The organism is Salipiger bermudensis, from assembly GCF_020171625.1.
In the GTDB taxonomy this organism is placed as follows: domain Bacteria; phylum Pseudomonadota; class Alphaproteobacteria; order Rhodobacterales; family Rhodobacteraceae; genus Salipiger; species Salipiger bermudensis_B.
On sequence record NZ_JAIUZY010000009.1, the window covers coordinates 111,889 to 129,210 of the forward strand.

The window sequence follows — 17,322 nt, forward strand, 5'->3', positions numbered from 1 at the left end:
AAGACCACGCGCAGACAAAAAGGGCGCAGCCCCCGACACGCCCGCCCCATCTTCTTTGGTTCAAAAATACCTCGGGGGTGAATTGGCCGAAGGCCAAGAGGGGGCAGCGCCCCCTGCCCTTTGCCGAACCTACGCGCCCTCTCGACGAAAGGTTCGATGTCGCGCGGTTGCCCCCATCGCAAGCGGCTCTGCAACTATCGGCACAAGTTCCCCCTGCGCGCCGCGCCGGCGACAAAAAAGCCCCTCCCCCGGCAGGGGAGGGGCCCCGAGAGGCGATCAGGCCTGCTCGGGGACCAGGATCTCGCGCTTCCCGACGTGGTTGGCGGCCGAGACCACACCTTCGTCCTCCATCTGCTCCACGAGGCGCGCCGCCTTGTTGTAGCCGATGCCCAGCTTGCGCTGGATGTAGGAGGTCGAGCACTTGCGGTCCTTGATGACGATCGCCACGGCCTGGTCGTAGAGCGCATCCTCGCCGCCGGTATTGCCGCCGGTGTTGAGCCCCAGCACCGCGTCGATATTGTCCGCCTTCTCGTCGTCCGGCCCCTGCACCACGCCCGAGACGTATTCCGGCGGACCGAAGGCCTTGAGGTGGTTCACCACTTCCTCGACCTCTTCGTCCGAGCAGAACGGGCCGTGGCAGCGGGTGATCTTGGCCCCGCCCGCCATGTAGAGCATGTCGCCCATGCCCAGCAGCTGTTCGGCGCCCATCTCGCCCAGGATGGTGCGGCTGTCGATCTTCGAGGTCACCTGGAACGAGATCCGGGTGGGGAAGTTCGCCTTGATCGTGCCGGTGATCACGTCGACCGACGGGCGCTGCGTGGCCATGATAAGGTGGATGCCGGAGGCCCGCGCCATCTGCGCCAGGCGCTGGATGCAGGCCTCGATCTCCTTGCCCGCGACCATCATCAGGTCGGCCATCTCGTCGACGATGACGACGATATAGGGCATCCGCTTGGGCTCGAACTCCTCGGTCTCGAACACCGGCTCGCCGGTCTCGTCGTCGAAGCCGGTCTGCACCGTGCGCTTGAACATCTCGCCCTTCTTGAGCGCCTCGGTCACGCGACCGTTGTAGCCGTCGATGTTGCGCACACCCATCTTCGACATCTTGCGGTAGCGGTCTTCCATCTCGCCCACGACCCATTTCAGCGCCACAACGGCCTTCTTGGGATCGGTCACCACCGGCGAGAGCAGGTGCGGGATGCCGTCATAGACGCTGAGTTCGAGCATCTTGGGATCGATCATCACCAGCCGCAGGTCGTCGGGGCTGAGCTTATAGAGCAGCGACAAGATCATCGTGTTGATCGCCACCGACTTGCCCGAGCCGGTGGTGCCGGCGATCAGCAGGTGGGGCATCTTGGCGAGGTTGGCGACCACCGGGTCGCCGCCGATGTCCTTGCCCAGCGCCAGCGGCAGCTTCTGGTTGCCGTCGCCGTAATCGCGGCTCGACAGGATCTCGCGGAACGACACCATCTCGCGGTGGTCGTTGGGCAGTTCGATGCCGATCACCGAGCGGCCCGGCACCGTCGAGACACGGGCCGAGAGCGCCGACATCGAGCGCGCGATGTCGTCGGCAAGGCCGATGACGCGGCTGGCCTTGAGGCCCGGCGCGGGCTCGAGCTCGTACATGGTGACCACCGGGCCGGGGCGCACCGAGACGATCTCGCCCTTGACGCCGTAATCGTCGAGCACGGTTTCGAGCATCCGGGCGTTCTCTTCCAGCGCCTCGTCGCTGAGGTGATGGCGTTCGATGGCGTCGGGGCTCGACAGGAGGCTCAGCGGCGGGAATTCGAAATCCGAATGCGCCTCCTCGAAGCTCAGCTTGGGCTGCGCTTCCTCCTGCGCCCGGCGCGACGGCTGCATCGGCTTGGGCTCGGCCTGCTGCACCACCTTCTTGGGCTGCATCACCGGGATCGCCGGACGCCGGTCGGCGTATTCGGCGGGCATCGCGGGGATGTGGTTGTCCTCGTCGGCGAAATCGTCCTCTTCCGCGGCACCGCAGCCGTCGTCGGCAAAGACATTTCCGGCCGCATCGTCATAGGCGTCGTCGCGATCGTAGCCGTGATCCTCGGTCGGTGCGTAGAGGTCGTCGTCGTCATCGATCTCCTGCTCCGCGGCGCCGTAGCTGGCGCCGGCGGGGCGGTAATCGCCGAAATCGTCGCTGTCGTCGGTGACCGCCTCCTCCGGCTCGGGCTCGAGCTCGAAGGGCGGCGGCGTCGGGCGGCCACGGCTCACCAGCCCCGAGCCACCCTCGGCGGGCGCCTCGGGCGCAAAGGCTGCGTGCGCGGCGCGGACGGCCGCTGCGGCGGGGGCTGCCGACATGCGCGGCGCCGAGAGCGGCGGCTCCGGCGGCAGTCCCTGCGCGGCGGCATGGGCGGCTGTCAGCGGCGGCTCGTTGCGGGGCGCGCCCGGCGTGCGGTAGATCAGCGGCTCGGGGCGACGGCCACGGCCCTTGGTCAGCGGCTTGTTCGGATCGGGCACGAAGGCCGGCTCCTCCGGCTCGGGACCACGGCGGCGCGACCGGATCACGTCGGCGATCTTGGCGCGGATGCGCTCTTCGCCGGGCTCTTCCTCGATCACGTAGCCGTCCTCGTCGACCTCGATCATCTCGGCGGCCGGAAGCACCTCGTGGCGCTTGATCAGCGAGGGCACGCGGGACAGCAGGCCGGGCTTCTTGGGTTCGGGGCGCGGCTCGGGGGCCGGCATCGCCTGCGGCTCTTCCCACTGCGCCTCCGGCGCCTGCGGCACCATCCGGGTCTGCGCCCGGGGCGCCTCATAGGCGGGCTCGGCATAGCTCACCGGGTCGGGCGCGGCCGCGGCAGCGGCCGGACGGCGCACCAGCGGGGCAGCAGGCGCCTGCGGCGCTGCGGGGGCCACGGCGGCCCTCGGCTTGTAGCCCTGCTCGGAGGCCCAGGCGGCCTCTTGGTCTGCGGCCCAGGCGGCGGCCTCGGCGTCTTCCTGACGGCGCCGCTCGCGGCGATCGGACTGCGCCGCCTGCAGGCGCTGCGCCGCCGACATGGTCGTGCTCGCTCCACGGCCCAGCAGGCGCAGCAACGTGTCATAGGCCATCACCGTGCCGATCAGGAGGAACCGCCCGATGGCGCTCAGCTCGGGCCTGGTGAAGCCCAGAACGAAGGCGCCCATGGCGACGATCCCGGCGCCGAGCACCAGCATGACGAGCTTCAGACCAAGCCCGGCACCGACCGGCAGGATGCCCAGAACGGTGCCCATCATCATGTCGCCGAACAGCCCCCCCAGCCCGAAGCTGTGGGTCCATTCCGGGCCGACGGTCTGGCCGGCGGCGTAGACGGCGGAGAGCGCGATCCAGATCGGGGCAAAGACGATGCGCGAGAACGCGCGCTCTTCGCCCCGGTGGAGGGCGAGGCGGGCCCCCCAGACCATGAGCACCAGCGCGATTCCCCAGCTTCCCCAGCCGACGATCATGAACAGCGGCGCCGCGATCGAGGCACCGATCCGGCCAAGCCAGTTCTGCACCGGCGCGTCGGTGGCCGACAGCCACGACGGATCCTCGGGCGTGTAGGAGCCGATCATCATCGCCGCCATCACACCCAGCGCAATCAGGGCCAGCCCGGCAAGCTCCTTGCCGCGCTTCTCGATCGCCGCCTGCATGTTGCTGTCGAAGAGGGGGTCGCGCCCCCGTGCCTGATACGCCATCGCTCGCCTCGTCTTTTTCTTATTGCCCATAGAGACAGTCACGGATCCGCGTGAGTCCCTGCTCGGTCTGCTCCCGGTTCGCCACGAGGGCGACCCTGATATATCCCCTGCCCGGATTGCCGGCCCCGGTGTCGCGCGAGAGGTAGGCGCCCGGCAGCACCCGCACCCCGGTCTCCTGCCAGAGCTTCAGCGCCGCCGCCTCGCCGTCCTCGACCGGGAGCCAGAGGAAGAACCCGGCCTGCGGCGGCGTGTAGCCCGCCACGTTGCCGAAGATCCGGTCGGCCATGTCGAACTTCTCGGCATAGAGCCTGCGGTTCTCGACGACGTGGTCCTCGTCGGCCCAGACCCGCTCGCTCACGCGCTGGATCGGCAGCGGCAGCGGGGCGCCGGAATAGGCGCGCAGCTGCTTGATGCGCTTCATGCATTCGGGGCCGCCGGCCACGAAGCCCGAGCGCAGCCCGGGCAGGTTCGAGCGCTTCGACAGCGAGTGGAAGATCACCACGCGCTCGGGATCGGCGCCCATCTCGCGCGCGACCTGAAGCGCGCCGGCAGGCGCCTCGCCGCGGTAGACCTCTGAATAGCACTCGTCCGCGAGGATGCGGAAATCATGCCGCTCGGCCAGCGCGATCAGCCGCTCCCAGTAGCCGCGGTCGGCCACCGCGCCCTGCGGGTTCGCGGGCGAGCAGATATAGGCCAGCGCGGTGCGGTCGAGCACGTCCTCGGGCAGCGCATGGTAATCCGGCAGGTGGCCCGTCTCCTCCGTCGCATTCACGAAGACCGGCTCGGCTGCCACCGAGACACTGGCCACGGCATAGACCTGGTAGAACGGGTTCGGGATCAGCACCACGGGCTGCTTGCCGCCCTTCTGCTCGGGGCAGAGCGCCATGGCGGCATTGTAGAGCCCCTCACGCGTGCCGTTGAGCGGCATCACCTGGGTTTGAGGATCGACGCTCACGCCGTAGCGGCGCGCGATCCAGTCCGAGATCGCCTGCTGGAGCTCGGGGGTGCCGTCATTGGGCGGGTACTTGGCGAACTCCGAGACGTGCTCGGCCAGCACCGCGCCTACCCAGTCGGGGAACGGGTGCCTGGGCTCGCCGATGGACATATGCGTGACGTCGCCGCCCGGCGCATGCGCATCGAGCAGCGCCCGCAGACGCGGAAACGCATAGGGCGGCAGGTTCGAAAACCGCTCGGGAAACATGGCGAATATGCCTTTGACTGCCTGCAATACTGCTTTTTATCCGGGATCGTTTTCGCCCCGCTTTGGTCTCACGATACGGGAAAACCCCGGCTTGCGTCCAGCACTGTGACCACGCCGACCCGGGCTGTGGCGGGAATGCCGCAACCGCCCGGAAAGGCTGCAAGCCCCCTTCCACGTTGCATTTCCGCCCGGCTTGGGCGGCGCATGGCTTGGAGCGCAACGGAGACTGTGGCGGATCGGTGCGCGTGGCCGGGTCGGCGCCTGTCCGGCGCCTAGCGCGGCGGGAGCGTCGCGTCCGTTGGGGGCTCCGCCCCCGCCGCGGCAGAGCCGCGTCTCCCCCGGAGTATTTTTGACGAAGAGAAGATGGGGGCGCTTTGGGAGGTGCTGCGATCGGTAGCCCTGCCGAGGGCCGGCGGCGGGCGGGGTTAGGGGGCGCGGGGTGCCGAGGCTGTCGCTTTCGGGGCTGATGGCGCGATCGGAGGCCGGCCCCTCCACGCCGCGGGCGGGAGGTGGGGCGCTTTGGGGCGCCGCGATCGGTGGCCCTGCGGGGGGCGCGCGCGGCGGGCGGGGTCAGGGGGCGCGGAAGGGAAGCGGGGCGCCGAGACTGACACCCTCCGGACTGATGACGCAATCGAAGGCCAGCACCTCCACGCCGCGGGCGGTGGCCTCGCAAAAGGCGGCCGCATAGGCGGGGTCGAGATCGGCGGCGAGGGTGACCGCGCTACAATCGGTGCGCTGCACGAGGTAGAGCATCACCGCGCGGTGGCCGGCCTCGGCCATGTTGGCGAGTTCGGCGAGATGCTTGGCGCCGCGGGCAGTAACGCTGTCGGGGAACTCGGCCAGGCCCGGCGTGCGCGAGAGCGTGACGGACTTGACCTCGACATAGGCGTCCGGACGGCCCTCGGAGGTGAGCAGGAAGTCGATGCGGCTGTTCTCGCCGTATTTCACTTCCGGGCGCACCGTGTCGTAGCCCTCGAGGCCGGGAACGCGACCGGCGGTGAGCGCTGCGCGCAGCATCCGGTTGGGCACCCCGGTGTCGACGCCGGTGAAGGCGCCGGTCTCGTGCTCCACTAGCCGCCAGGCGTATTTCAGCTTGCGCCGGGGGTCGTCATTGGGTTCGAGCCAGATCGTCAGGCCCTCGTCCTTCAGCCCCATCATGCTGCCCGGATTGGCCACATGGGCGGTGATCTCGCGCCCTTCCTCGAGCCTCGCGTCGGCGAGGAAGCGTTTGTAGCGGCGCAGCAGGACCGCGCGGATCAGGGGGGTTTGAAAGCGCATGGCGCGGGCCTATACCATTGCCAAAGGCGCGCCAAGAAGGACAGTTCGATGACCAATCCCACCGCAGCGATGATCGTGATCGGGGACGAGATCCTCTCGGGCCGCACCCGCGACAGCAACACCAACCACCTCGCCAAGGAGCTGACCAAGGTCGGCATCGACCTGCGCGAGGCGCGCGTGGTATCGGATGACCGCGACGCCATCGTCGGCGCCATCAGCGAGCTGCGCGGCAAGGTCGACCACGTCTTCACCTCGGGCGGCATCGGGCCGACCCATGACGACATCACCGCCGATTGCGTCGCCGCCGCCTTCGGCGTCTCGATCGACATCCGCGAGGATGCCTACGCGCTGCTGGCGGCGCATTACGAGCGCCAGGGCTCGGAGTTCAACGCCGCGCGCCAGCGCATGGCGCGCATTCCCGACGGCGCGGTGCTGATCGAGAACCCGGTCTCGATCGCGCCGGGCTTTGCCATGGACAACGTCTATGTCATGGCCGGCGTCCCGGCGGTGTTCGAGACCATGGTGGCCAGCGTGCTGCCGACCCTCACCGGCGGAGCGCCGCTGCTGTCGCAGAACCTGCGGGTGGAGCGCGGCGAGGGCGATATCGCCGGGCCGCTGGCGGAGCTGGCCTCGGAGTTCGGCGACCTGTCGATCGGCTCCTACCCGTTCCAGAAGAACGGCATCTACGGCGCCAATATCGTCATCCGTGGCGCCGACGGTGCGCGGGTCGATGCCGCGATGACCCGGCTCTGCGCGATGTTCCCGGCATGAGCGAGCCCGGACTTGCGCGGCTCTACGATGCCATCGACGGCACTTGGCCCGCGGCGAACGTGATCGAGGCCGGGCCGTGGCGCCTGCGCGACGGCGGCGGCGGCGGCAAGCGGGTGTCCTGCGCCACCGCCTCCGGCGACTGGGACCGCGACGACCTTGCCGCCGCCGAGCAGGCGATGCGGCTGATGGGACAGGACGCGCTGTTCATGATCCGCGCCGGCGAGGACGCGCTCGACGCCGCGCTCGCCACCGAGGGCTACGCGGTGATCGACCCGGTGACCCTGTGGTGTGCGCCCGTGGAGAGCCTCACCGATCGCGAGATCCCCAGAGTGCGGGCGTTCGCGATCTGGGAGCCGCTCGCCATCATGCACGAGATCTGGGCCGAGGGCGGCATCGGTCCGGCGCGCTACCGGGTGATGGAGCGCGCGCAGGGGCCGAAGACCGCGATCCTCGGGCGGACCGACGACAAGCCCGCCGGGGCCGGGTTCTGCGCCATCCATAACGGCATCGCCATGGTGCACGCGCTCGAGATCCGCGCGGCCCATCGCGGCAAGGGGCTCGGCAAGTGGATGATGCGCCGCGCCGGGATCTGGGCGCAGGAAAACGGAGCGCAGTGGATGGCGGCGCTCTGCCTGAGCGAGAACGCGGCGGCAAACGGTCTCTACGCTTCCCTCGGCTTCGAGGCCGTGGGAGAGTACCACTATCGCATCAAACCTGAGACCTGAGACATGACCAAGGACCTGCCCACCGCCCTCAACCTGCCGATGGTCGATCCGTTGCCGCCGGAGACCCGGAAGTATTTCGACATCTGCGACGAGAAACTGGGCATGGTGCCGAACGTGCTGAAGGCCCACGCCTTCGACATCGCCAAGCTCAACGCCTTTACCGCGATCTACAACGAACTGATGCTGGCGGGCTCCGGCCTCAGCAAGCTCGAGCGCGAGATGATCGCGGTCGTCGTGTCGTCGATCAACAAGTGCTTCTACTGCCTGACCGCCCATGGCGCCGCCGTGCGCCAGCTGTCCGGCGACCCCAAGCTCGGCGAGATGCTGGTGATGAACTGGCGCGTCGCCGACCTGCCCTACCGCCAGCGCGCCATGCTGAGCTTTGTCGAGAAGATGACCAAGGCCAGCGCCGAGATCGCCGAGTACGACCGCGAGGCGCTGCGCGACGCGGGCTTCTCCGAGCGCGACATCTGGGACATCGCCAACGTCGCGGGCTTCTTCAACATGACCAACCGGGTGGCTTCGGCCACCGACATGAGGCCGAATGACGACTATCACGCGCAGGCTCGCTGAGGCGGCGCTGCTGGCGACGCTCTGCTCGCCGGCCTCTGCGCTCGAACTGGCGCTGCCGGCCGGCGCGCGGCTGATGGCCGAGCGGGTCTCGGACCCGGGCAGCTACGCGGTGCCCACCGGGCCGTGGCAGGAGGAGACCGGCATCCCGGTGATCCGCTCCGAGGGCCGGGTCCTGCGGCAGGCGTGGCGCATCCCCTCGCCCGACCTGACCACGCTGCAGGCGCTGGCACCGTTGCGCGCGCAGCTCGAGGCGGAGGATTACGAGATCCTCTTCGACTGTTCCTCGGCCCGCTGCGGCGGCTTCGATTTCCGCTTCGGCACCGAGGTGATCCCGGCGCCCGAGATGTATGTCGACCTCACCGCGTTCCGCTTTCTCAGCGCCCGGGGGCCCGAGGGCGACCACGTGACCTTGCTGGTCAGCCGCTCGAGCGCGGCAAGCTATGTGCAGGTGATCCAGAGCGGCGGCAAGGCCGGGTCAGAGGCCTCCCCTGCCCCGGAGGAAAGCGGCCCGGCCCCGGTCACGGTAAGCACGGCGGAAACGGCGGCGCTGGAGACGCAGGGGCACATGGTCCTTCGCGACCTGAGCTTCGAGAGCGGCTCGTCCTCGCTGGGCGGTGGCGCGGTGGCCTCGCTCGATGCGATCGCCGCCTATCTCGCCGAGACCCCGGACCGGCGGGTGCTGTTCGTCGGGCACACCGATGCGACGGGCTCGCTCGAGGCCAATATCGCGATCTCCCGCGAGCGGGCGAACGCGGCAAGGGATTACGTGCGCGGCAAAGGCATCGCGGCGGCGCAGCTCGGATCGGAGGGCGCGGGCTATCTGGCCCCGGTGGCCAGCAATCTCACCGCGCAGGGCCGGGAGGAGAACCGCCGCGTCGAGGCGATCCTGCTCCCGGTCGAATGAGTTTCGGGACCCCGGCCAGCGTGTAACGCCACCGGGGCCCCCAGGCGATCCCGTAGGGGGTGAGTCGAACCGCCTGAACCGGAAGGGTCAGGCGTCAGCCGTACTGCATAAGCGCCTGACCCAGGAATTCCTCGAAGAGTACCGCGGTGCGGCTTGGCGTCGCCGTGTCGGCGTGGCTTGCGGAGATCAGTTTGCGGCGGCTCGACAGCCCCGGCATGACCGGCACCAGCCGGCCCTTGTTCAGGTCCTCGCGCACCATGTAGTCGGGCAGCAGCGCGATTCCGAGGCCGGACTGGCAGGCCGCAAGCTGCGACCGGCGATCCCTGAACAGAAGCTGCCGGGCCGAGGTGATCGACACGTCGGCGCCATCCTCGTCGATCAGGCGCCACCCTCGCTCCGGCGTGCCGTTTTCACGCAACAGCCGGTGCAGGCTCAGCGCGCTCAGGTCGCGCGGCACGCCCTCCCGATCAAGATAGTCGCGCGAGGCGACGAGCATTCCGCGGGTGGCACCGATGACGCGCGACGCGAGCGGGCGGAGCTCGGCCGGGGTCACCGCCAGGGCGACATCCCAGTCCTCGGTCTCGTTCGGTTCGGCAGGGTCGTCATCGCAGCGGAAATCGACCCTCAACGCCGACATCGACTGCAGGAAGCCGCCGATGCGCGGCATCACGACATGGTCGACGATCTCGGGCGCGGCCAGAACCCGCAGGGTCTCTCCCTCGGAGGTCGCGCATTTCATGGCGCGCGCGATCAGATCGGCGCGCGCGGTCTCGTCGAGGATCTGGCGCGCACGGTCATAGTACATGCGCCCCTCGTCGGTCGGGGTCACCTGACGGGTCGTGCGCTCGAACAATGCGAGTCCGAGGCGCCGTTCGAGCGACGCCACCTGTTTCGACACCGAGCCCTTCGAGAGGCCGAGCGTTTCCGCCGCACTGCTGAAGCAACGCTGCTCCATGACCTGGGCAAATGCCCTCATCTCGTTGAATCGATCCATCGCCCGGATCCCCTTGAACGCACGTTCGAACCGGTTTGCTTATAAAAAGCGGAGTGAACACCGTCAACTTTTCGGTAACAATCTTAGTTACATTGTTTACGTTTGTGGTATCTATACCGGTAAAGCGATTTGTGACAGCGCAAAAGTGAGGCAGATTTCATGCCCAAAGATCCGCATCCTCCGCAACGTAGCCGCCTGACCCAGAAGGACCGGCAAAGCGCCGCGACCAAAGCGCGCCTGACCGACGCGGCCCGCAGGCTGTTCCGGCAATACGGCTATCACAACGTTTCGGTGACCGAGATCGCGCGCGAGGCTGGCGTGACCCATGCGATGATCAACGCGCATTTCCATTGCAAGGCCGGGCTGCTTTACGAGCTGATCCAAGAGAACAATGACGCCCAGATCGCCGCGATCAAGGCCGGCCTGCCGGACGAGGGCAGCACGATGGAGCGGCTGCGCTGGGTCATCGAGACCTATGCCAGACACGATCTCGAGGACACGCAGCTTCTGGCGGTGATGCAGGCCTATTACTGGCAATGGCCGCGCGAGACCGAAGACCGCAACCGCGCACACCTGGCGCAAGCCCTGTCGCCGATCGCGCAGATCCTGAATGAAGACGTTGACCTGCAAAAACTGAGCGAGGCCGAAATCGAGACACTGATCGAGGCGATCTACGCGATCTACACCTTCGGCCTGCGCCCGGCGATCTACTACGACGCCACGACCGAGAGCTGCGTCGACACCATCATGCACCGCGTCGGACGCCTGCTCGACGGCGGACGTGTGGAGGCCCGCAGCGGCGGCACCTAGCCGCGCAGATCCTCGAGATAGAGGCGCACCGCCTCCTGCACGTGGCGGAACCGGTCGCCGCCCAGATGCTTGCCACCATACCAGCGCGTCACCACCACCAGATGGTCCTGCAGGCCCTCGCGCTCGAGCATCCGCAGGATCACCATGCCGGCGCCGCTTTCGCCATCGTCGTTCTTCACCGGCGCGTCAGCTGTCAGCAGGCCCCACGTGTTGTGGGTCGCCTTGGCGAACTTCTTCTTGCGGCAGAGCTCCTTGATCAGGGCCTTGGCCTCGTCCTCGGACCGGCAGGGCGAACCGGAGACGGCGTATTTCGAGCCGCGGTCGCTGATGATGTTCTCGATGATCCGCATGGCAGCGGTCTAGCCGCGCCCTTTCGCCGAGGCAACCGCGGGGGTGCGTTCAGTCGCCGTAGGGCGAGTCCGCCGGGGCGCCGTCAAGCGTGGTGTAGACGCGCTCGACAACCGCGTTGCTCTCGGGGTCGCGGCGCAGGCGCAGCACCCGGTCGCTGTCGGGATAGGTCACCACGTCGCGCATCGCGCGAGTGCCGATGACGAGGTAGCGCACCGGCGCATCGCTGCGATTCTCGGCATAGTGGCCCTCCGGAACGCCCGCGCGGAAGGTGGCGGCCTCGCCCGGCGTCAGCGTGTAGCTCTCCGCCCCCTCGTGCACGGTGAGCGTGCCCTCGAGCATGTAGAGCATCTCGTCCTCGTCCGCGTGCCAGTGGCGGATCGAACTGCGGGAGCCCGGCGGCAGGATCTCGAGGAAGGCGCCGAACTGGCTCAGCCCACCGCTGTCGCTGAACAGCACCGCCTCGAAGGGCCCGCAGACGCCAGCGCCAGTGTCGCGCCGCGCGGTCGCTTCGGTGAATTTCGGCATGTGCCCCCGCCTTGTTTTCAGGGCGAGCCTAGCGCAGGGCGCAGCGCCCGTCAGCGCCTTTCGTCGAGCCGCGCCTCGATCGCGGCCAGTCGCTGTATGACCTGCTCTCGATAGTCCTCGGTGGCGGCGATCTCCTCGACGGCGTGGGCCTCCTGCATCGAGTTGACGATCAAACCGACCACGAGGTTCACCACCGCGAAGGTGGTGATCAGGATGAACGGCACGAAGAACAGCCAGGCCTGGGGGTGAACCTCCATCACCGGGCGGACGATGCCCATCGACCAGCTTTCCAGCGTCATGATCTGGAACAGCGAATAGGCCGAGGCGCCGAGCGTGCCGAACCACTCGGGGAAGGTCGCCGAGTAGAGCTTCGTCGCGATCACCGAGCCGATGTAGAAGATGATCCCCATCAGCAGGAAGACCGACCCCATGCCGGGCAGCGCCGAGACAAAACCCTCGACCACCCGGCGCAGGGTCGGCGCCACCGAGACCACGCGCAGAAGCCGCAGGATGCGCAGTGCCCGCAGCACCGCCAGCCCCTGCCCCGCCGGGACAATCGCGATGCCGACGATGACGAAATCGAAGACGTTCCAGCCCGAGCGGAAGAAGGACAGGCCCCGCGCGTAAAGCTTGGCGGCAAGCTCGGCCACGAAGATCGACAGGCAGATGACGTCGAGTGCGATGATCAGCCAGCCGATCTCGGCCATCACCGTGGCGGACGTCTCGAGCCCGAGAATGACGGCGTTGAACAGGATGACCCCCATGATCGCGTATCGCGTCGCGGGGCGGTCGAGGAACTCGGCAAGCTTCTGGCGCATCTTTGGAAAAGGCTCCGGTCTGGGGTCGCTAGCGATCTAGGGATCGCGGAGGCGACAATCCAGCCCCGTTGCCGGGAATGCACACAAGGGCGCGACGGCAGGCGCGGCCCTGCGGTCTGCAGCGCGGCACGGCGCCGGACTGCAAAACGCCCCGGCGGGAACCGGGGCGAAGGATCTTATACAAAGGGCACGAGGGGAAACCCGCGGCTCACCAGTCCTGCGGACCGCGATCGGCGAAGGCGTGCACGAGGAAGTCGATGAAGGCGCGCACCTTGGGCTGGGTGAACCGGCCCGGCGGGTAGACCGCGTAGATGCCCTGCGTCTCGACCGGAAGGTCCGGGATCGCATCCTCGACAAGTCCCTGCTTCATCGCGTCGGCATAAAGGTAGGACGGCAGATAGGCGATGCCGAGGCCGGCAATGCAGGCATTGAGCAGCGACTGCCCGTCATTGACCGACAACCAGCCCGCGGTGCGGACCTGACGCTTTTCGCCCGACGGCGCGGTGACTTTCCAGACACTGCCGCTCGACTGGTTGGAATAATGCAGCAGCTTGTGCTCGTTGAGATCGTCGATCCGCGTCGGGCGGCCGAACTTCTCGAAATAGGCCGGTGAGGCGATCATGCGCTTGGTCGTATCGGTCAGCTTGCGGGCGCGCAGCGTGCTGTCTTCCAGCTCACCGATGCGCACCGCCATGTCGAAGCCTTCCGAGATCAGCTCCACGTAGCGGTTGTTGAGCACCATGTTGACGGTGATCTCTGGGAACTCGGCGAGGAAATCGCCCAGAACCGGGCTCATGTGGTTGACACCGAAGTCGGTGGCGACCGAGATCCGCAGCAGCCCCGAGGGAGCGGATTGCATCGAGGTCACCAGCGCATCGGCCTCGCCCGCATCGTTGAGCACCCGGCGGGCGCGATCGTAATAGGCCAGACCGATCTCGGTCGGAGAGACACGGCGCGTGGTCCGGTTCAGCAGCCGAGCGCCGAGGCGGGCCTCAAGGGAGGAGACGTGCTTCGAGACTGCCGACTTCGAGATGCCCATCTTCTTGGCAGCGTCGGTGAAGCCCCCCTGATCCACAACCGTTGCGAAGGCCTCCATTTCAGTCAAGCGATCCATAACGCGTCCTCACTCGTTCCTCGTTAAACCTGACAGATGCCCCCGGATTGGGGCGCGATTTAGACACGGTCGAGACAATACGGGGGTTTCATTGCGCTTTGTGGCTGCGCGGGAAACCCGCTGACCTGCCCGTAAAAAAGCCGCGCCCCGGTCGCAGGGCGCGGCCACCTTATTCGCGGAAAGGCGCGTGGTTACGCGGCTTTCTGGTTGTGACGGCCTTCTTCGATCTCCTCGACAATCTTGGAAACGAAGGCCTTCAAGTCGTCCGGGTTGCGGCTGGTGATGATGGCGCTGTCGCAGGCCACCGGCTCATCCATGACGCGCGCACCGGCGTTCTTGAGGTCGGTGCGGATCGACGGGTAACCGGTCATCTCGCGGCCGGCGACGATGTCGGCTTCGATCAGCACCCACGGTCCGTGGCAGATTGCGGCGATCGCCTTGCCTTGCTTGGCAAAGGCGCGGACCAGCGCGATTACGCTGTCTTCGACGCGCAGCAGGTCGGGGTTGATCTGGCCGCCGGGAATGACGAGCGCGTCATACTGGGTCGGGTCGGCGTCGGCGATCTTGAGATCGGCTTCGGCCTCGCGGCCCCAGTCGGAGCCTTCCCAGCCCTTGATGGACTTGCCGTCGAGCGAAGCCACGTGGACCTCGGCGCCCTTGGCGCGGAGCTGGTCGCGGGGGAATTCGAGCTCGGACTGCTCAAAGCCGTTGGTGGAAATGATGAGAACCTTGGCGTCAGTGATCTTGGGCATGGTGGCCTCCTATCGAAGCTGCGTTTGAACGGAGAACGCGCTCCCCCCGGGGGGATGTTCCATCGGTCAGCTCACGGGAGATCACGGGGGCGTGATCTGAGGCGGCACTTCGCGCGGCCCTAGGGGCGCCCACGGGAGCGCCAGAGGCCGGCCCCGCGATGGCCTGCGCGACACAAGATGGCCGCAGACGCGGTCCGAAATGCCGAAGGGGAATGGCCAAGCGCCGGTCGCAGGTCCGCCCCTGCCCCGTTCGAAGCCAGACGGGCGCCACGGTCAGCGGCGCCCCGAAGATCAGAGCGTCGCGGCCAACCGCACGCCCTGATCGATGGCGCGCTTGGCGTCGAGTTCGGCGGCCACGTCGGCACCGCCGATGACATGCACCTCCGGCCCCTCCACCGCATCCGCCAGCGCGCGCAGGCTCTCCTGCCCGGCGCAGAGCACCACGGTGTCGCAGGCGATGATCTCGGGCTTGCCCTCGCGGGTGATGTGCAGCCCGGCATCGTCGATGCGCTCGTAGCTCACCCCGGCCTTCATCTGCACGCCCTTGAGCATCAGCGCCGCGCGGTGAATCCAGCCGGTGGTCTTGCCGAGCCGCTTGCCGACCTTCTCGGCCTTGCGCTGCAGCAGCACCACCTCGCGCAACGGCGGCTCGGGCTGTGGGCCGTCGGGGGCGAGACCCGCGCGGGCCTCCTCCGGGTCCGTCACGCCCCATTCACGCAGCCATTCGGGCAGGTCCACCGTCGGGCTCTTGCCGGTGACGAGGAACTCGGAGACGTCGAAGCCGATGCCCCCGGCGCCCACGACCGCCACGCGCTGGCCGACCTCTGCACCGCCGCGCAGCACCTCGACATAGCTCAGCACCTTGGGGTGATCCTGACCGGGGATCTGCGGATCGCGCGGCAGCACGCCGGTGGCCACGACCACCGCGTCGAAGCCGCGCAGAGCCTCGGCATCCGCGCGCGTGCCGAGCTGAAGCGTCACGCCCGCCTCCTTCACCATCGCGGCGAACCAGTCGACCAGCCCGTCGAACTCTTCCTTGCCGGGCACCTTGCGGGCCATGTTGAGCTGGCCGCCGATCTCGTCCGCCTGTTCGAACAGCGTCACCGCGTGGCCCCGCTGCGCCGCGGTAATGGCACAGGACAGGCCCGCCGGCCCGGCCCCGACCACGGCGATGCGGCGGGCGCTTTCGGCGGGGGCGATCACCAGCTCGGTCTCGTGTCCGGCACGCGGATTGACGAGGCAGGACGACACCTTGCCCTGAAACGTGTGGTCGAGGCAGGCCTGATTGCAAGCGATGCAGGGCGCGATGAGATCCGCACGCCCGGCCTCGGCCTTGGCGACGAAATCGGGATCGGCGAGGAAGGGCCGCGCGAGGCTCACCATGTCGGCGCAGCCCTCCGCCAGCAACTGCTCGGCGACCTCGGGCGTGTTGATCCGGTTCGAGGTGATGACCGGGATACCGACCTTGCCCATGAGCTTCTTCGTCACCCACGCAAAGCCCGCTCGCGGCACCGAGGTGGCGATGGTCGGCACCCGCGCCTCGTGCCAGCCGATGCCGGTGTTGAGAATGGTGGCCCCCGCCGCCTCGATCGCCTGCGCCAGCTGCACCACCTCCTCGTGGGTCGAGCCGCTGGGCACGAGATCGATCATCGAGAGGCGGAAGATGACGATGAAATCATCGCCCACCGCGGCGCGGACGCGCTTCATCACCTCGACTGGCAGGCGCATCCGGTTCTCGTAGCTGCCGCCCCAGCGATCCTCGCGCCGGTTGGTGTGGGTGACGAGGAACTGGTTGAGGAAATAGCCCTCCGACCCCATCACCTCGACCCCGTCATAGCCGGCCTCGCGGGCGCGGGCGGCGGCGGTGGCGATGTCGGCGATCTGCTTCTCGATGCCGGCCTCATCGAGCTCGGTGGGCGGAAACGGCGAGATCGGCGACTTGATCGCCGACGGCGCGACGCAATCCGGCCCGTAGGCATAGCGCCCGGCGTGAAGGATCTGCATGGCGATCTTGCCGCCCTCGTCATGCACCCGGTCGGTGATCACGCGATGATGCGCGATGTCCTCGTCTGTAAACAGCCCCGAGGCGCCGGGGAACACACCGCCTTCGGCGTTTGGAGCCATGCCGCCGGTGACGATCAGCCCGGCCCCGCCCCTGGCCCGTGCCGCGTAGAAGGCGGCCACCCGGTTCCAGTCGCCGCGCTCCTCGAGATTGGTGTGCATCGAGCCCATCAAGACCCGGTTCTTCAGGGTCGTGAAGCCAAGCTCGAGCGGGCGCAGCATGTGGGGGTAGCTGGTCATGGGCGGTCCTCCTTGCGCGCGACCCTGCCAAGCGCCCGTGCTGCTGTCAGTCGGAACGTGGCGTCAGAGCCGGCCTGCCATCGCGTCGCCGAACGCGGCCATGAGGTCCGCAAAGCTGTCCTCGGGCGGGAAGCCGTCAAAGCGGTGCCGGGCGGGTGTCGAGGCCCAGCTCAGCTTCTCGGCGCAGAGCGTCTCGATGAAGGGCTCGCACCAGGCGGGGCGGTCGAACATCGTCGGGCGGATATTGACCAGATCGTCCATGCCGGTGATCCGGGTGAAGACCCACGAAAAGCACGCGGCGCAATGAAAATGCGAACAGACCGGCCCCTTGATGCCGCCCTGCACTGGCGTGCCCGCGACGACCCGGAAGCCCGCCGCCGGCACCATGGCGGTGAGGGAGAAGGCGCTGGCGCTCATTTTCTGACAGCCGCGACAGTGGCAGGCCGCGGTCATGATCGGCGGGGCCGAGACCTCGATCTGAAGGGCGCCGCAGCGGCAAGCCCCCGTGGCGGGCAAATCGGACATGGAGGCGC

16 protein-coding genes are annotated in these 17,322 nt (G+C 68.0%); 5 read left to right on the forward strand and 11 right to left on the reverse strand.

Annotation, left to right across the window (positions count from 1 at the left end; all coding sequences use genetic code 11):
• Positions 1-276: 276 nt before the first annotated feature.
• From LCM15_RS16335 to sfsA, 3 genes are all read right to left on the reverse strand, one after another.
• Entirely contained in the window at positions 277-3,672 is a 3,396-nt protein-coding gene (locus LCM15_RS16335) for a DNA translocase FtsK (RefSeq protein ID WP_224858278.1), read from the reverse strand.
• A gap of 19 nt (positions 3,673-3,691) precedes the next feature.
• Positions 3,692-4,873, reverse strand: coding sequence for an aminotransferase class I/II-fold pyridoxal phosphate-dependent enzyme (locus tag LCM15_RS16340; protein WP_224858280.1), 1,182 nt, complete (start codon positions 4,871-4,873; stop codon positions 3,692-3,694).
• A gap of 570 nt (positions 4,874-5,443) precedes the next feature.
• Positions 5,444-6,151, reverse strand: coding sequence for a DNA/RNA nuclease SfsA (sfsA, locus tag LCM15_RS16345; RefSeq protein WP_224858282.1), 708 nt, complete (start codon positions 6,149-6,151; stop codon positions 5,444-5,446).
• Between the two features lie 48 nt (positions 6,152-6,199).
• Between sfsA and LCM15_RS16350 the strand changes: the two genes are divergently transcribed.
• Genes LCM15_RS16350 through LCM15_RS16365 form a run of 4 tightly spaced genes read left to right on the forward strand, consistent with a single transcriptional unit; the run spans position 6,200 to position 9,124 of the window.
• On the forward strand, positions 6,200-6,922 hold the full coding sequence (locus tag LCM15_RS16350; RefSeq protein WP_224858284.1) for a competence/damage-inducible protein A: 723 nt from the start codon (positions 6,200-6,202) through the stop codon (positions 6,920-6,922).
• Positions 6,919-7,647 (forward strand): GNAT family N-acetyltransferase, encoded by a 729-nt coding sequence (locus LCM15_RS16355; protein WP_224858286.1) that lies wholly within the window; start codon positions 6,919-6,921, stop codon positions 7,645-7,647. Before LCM15_RS16350 ends, LCM15_RS16355 begins: the two co-directional genes overlap by 4 nt.
• Positions 7,648-7,650: 3 nt before the next feature.
• Positions 7,651-8,220 carry a peroxidase-related enzyme gene (locus tag LCM15_RS16360; RefSeq protein WP_224858288.1) on the forward strand — a complete coding sequence of 190 codons (570 nt, stop codon included), beginning with the start codon at positions 7,651-7,653 and terminating at the stop codon, positions 8,218-8,220.
• Positions 8,192-9,124, forward strand: a complete 933-nt coding sequence (locus LCM15_RS16365) for an OmpA family protein (protein ID WP_224858290.1) — start codon at positions 8,192-8,194, stop codon at positions 9,122-9,124. The genes LCM15_RS16360 and LCM15_RS16365 overlap by 29 nt, the downstream gene beginning before the upstream one ends.
• Before the next feature lie 94 nt (positions 9,125-9,218).
• Here the strand turns inward: LCM15_RS16365 and LCM15_RS16370 are convergent, their stop codons facing one another.
• Positions 9,219-10,118: a LysR family transcriptional regulator gene (locus LCM15_RS16370; RefSeq protein WP_224858292.1), complete on the reverse strand. Its 900-nt coding sequence runs from the start codon at positions 10,116-10,118 to the stop codon at positions 9,219-9,221.
• Between the two features lie 159 nt (positions 10,119-10,277).
• Between LCM15_RS16370 and LCM15_RS16375 the strand changes: the two genes are divergently transcribed.
• Positions 10,278-10,928 (forward strand): TetR/AcrR family transcriptional regulator, encoded by a 651-nt coding sequence (locus tag LCM15_RS16375; protein ID WP_224858294.1) that lies wholly within the window; start codon positions 10,278-10,280, stop codon positions 10,926-10,928.
• On the opposite strand, the gene LCM15_RS16380 is transcribed toward LCM15_RS16375, so the two are convergent.
• The 7 genes from LCM15_RS16380 to LCM15_RS16410 all read right to left on the reverse strand — a co-directional run bounded on the left by LCM15_RS16380 (position 10,925) and on the right by LCM15_RS16410 (position 17,314).
• Entirely contained in the window at positions 10,925-11,278 is a 354-nt protein-coding gene (locus tag LCM15_RS16380) for a YigZ family protein (protein ID WP_224858296.1), read from the reverse strand. The genes LCM15_RS16375 and LCM15_RS16380 overlap by 4 nt on opposite strands.
• 49 nt (positions 11,279-11,327) lie before the next feature.
• The gene (locus LCM15_RS16385) at positions 11,328-11,804 is read right to left on the reverse strand and encodes a cupin domain-containing protein (protein ID WP_224858298.1); all 477 of its coding nucleotides are present in this window, start codon (positions 11,802-11,804) and stop codon (positions 11,328-11,330) included.
• Between the two features lie 50 nt (positions 11,805-11,854).
• A complete protein-coding gene (locus LCM15_RS16390) occupies positions 11,855-12,622 on the reverse strand; it encodes an ion transporter (RefSeq protein ID WP_224858299.1) in 768 nt (255 codons plus the stop codon).
• Positions 12,623-12,830: 208 nt separating this feature from the next.
• Positions 12,831-13,736, reverse strand: coding sequence for a LysR family transcriptional regulator (locus tag LCM15_RS16395; RefSeq protein WP_224858300.1), 906 nt, complete (start codon positions 13,734-13,736; stop codon positions 12,831-12,833).
• 191 nt (positions 13,737-13,927) lie between these two features.
• Positions 13,928-14,488, reverse strand: coding sequence for a type 1 glutamine amidotransferase domain-containing protein (locus LCM15_RS16400; RefSeq protein WP_224858301.1), 561 nt, complete (start codon positions 14,486-14,488; stop codon positions 13,928-13,930).
• Between the two features lie 291 nt (positions 14,489-14,779).
• Entirely contained in the window at positions 14,780-16,789 is a 2,010-nt protein-coding gene (locus tag LCM15_RS16405; protein WP_224858302.1) for an NADPH-dependent 2,4-dienoyl-CoA reductase, read from the reverse strand.
• A 63-nt stretch (positions 16,790-16,852) separates the two neighbouring features.
• Complete coding sequence (locus tag LCM15_RS16410; protein WP_224858303.1) at positions 16,853-17,314, reverse strand: GFA family protein; 462 nt, start codon at positions 17,312-17,314, stop codon at positions 16,853-16,855.
• Positions 17,315-17,322: the final 8 nt, after the last annotated feature.

What these genes read in the sequence shown, in the direction of transcription:
- LCM15_RS16335 (WP_224858278.1), bottom strand. Translation starts at nt 3,672, where the DNA reads ATGGCGTATCAGGCACGGGGGCGCGACCCCCTCTTCGACAGCAACATG.
- LCM15_RS16340 (WP_224858280.1), bottom strand. Translation starts at nt 4,873, where the DNA reads ATGTTTCCCGAGCGGTTTTCGAACCTGCCGCCCTATGCGTTTCCGCGT.
- sfsA (WP_224858282.1), bottom strand. Translation starts at nt 6,151, where the DNA reads ATGCGCTTTCAAACCCCCCTGATCCGCGCGGTCCTGCTGCGCCGCTAC.
- LCM15_RS16350 (WP_224858284.1), top strand. Translation starts at nt 6,200, where the DNA reads ATGACCAATCCCACCGCAGCGATGATCGTGATCGGGGACGAGATCCTC.
- LCM15_RS16355 (WP_224858286.1), top strand. Translation starts at nt 6,919, where the DNA reads ATGAGCGAGCCCGGACTTGCGCGGCTCTACGATGCCATCGACGGCACT.
- LCM15_RS16360 (WP_224858288.1), top strand. Translation starts at nt 7,651, where the DNA reads ATGACCAAGGACCTGCCCACCGCCCTCAACCTGCCGATGGTCGATCCG.
- LCM15_RS16365 (WP_224858290.1), top strand. Translation starts at nt 8,192, where the DNA reads ATGACGACTATCACGCGCAGGCTCGCTGAGGCGGCGCTGCTGGCGACG.
- LCM15_RS16370 (WP_224858292.1), bottom strand. Translation starts at nt 10,118, where the DNA reads ATGGATCGATTCAACGAGATGAGGGCATTTGCCCAGGTCATGGAGCAG.
- LCM15_RS16375 (WP_224858294.1), top strand. Translation starts at nt 10,278, where the DNA reads ATGCCCAAAGATCCGCATCCTCCGCAACGTAGCCGCCTGACCCAGAAG.
- LCM15_RS16380 (WP_224858296.1), bottom strand. Translation starts at nt 11,278, where the DNA reads ATGCGGATCATCGAGAACATCATCAGCGACCGCGGCTCGAAATACGCC.
- LCM15_RS16385 (WP_224858298.1), bottom strand. Translation starts at nt 11,804, where the DNA reads ATGCCGAAATTCACCGAAGCGACCGCGCGGCGCGACACTGGCGCTGGC.
- LCM15_RS16390 (WP_224858299.1), bottom strand. Translation starts at nt 12,622, where the DNA reads ATGCGCCAGAAGCTTGCCGAGTTCCTCGACCGCCCCGCGACGCGATAC.
- LCM15_RS16395 (WP_224858300.1), bottom strand. Translation starts at nt 13,736, where the DNA reads ATGGATCGCTTGACTGAAATGGAGGCCTTCGCAACGGTTGTGGATCAG.
- LCM15_RS16400 (WP_224858301.1), bottom strand. Translation starts at nt 14,488, where the DNA reads ATGCCCAAGATCACTGACGCCAAGGTTCTCATCATTTCCACCAACGGC.
- LCM15_RS16405 (WP_224858302.1), bottom strand. Translation starts at nt 16,789, where the DNA reads ATGACCAGCTACCCCCACATGCTGCGCCCGCTCGAGCTTGGCTTCACG.
- LCM15_RS16410 (WP_224858303.1), bottom strand. Translation starts at nt 17,314, where the DNA reads ATGTCCGATTTGCCCGCCACGGGGGCTTGCCGCTGCGGCGCCCTTCAG.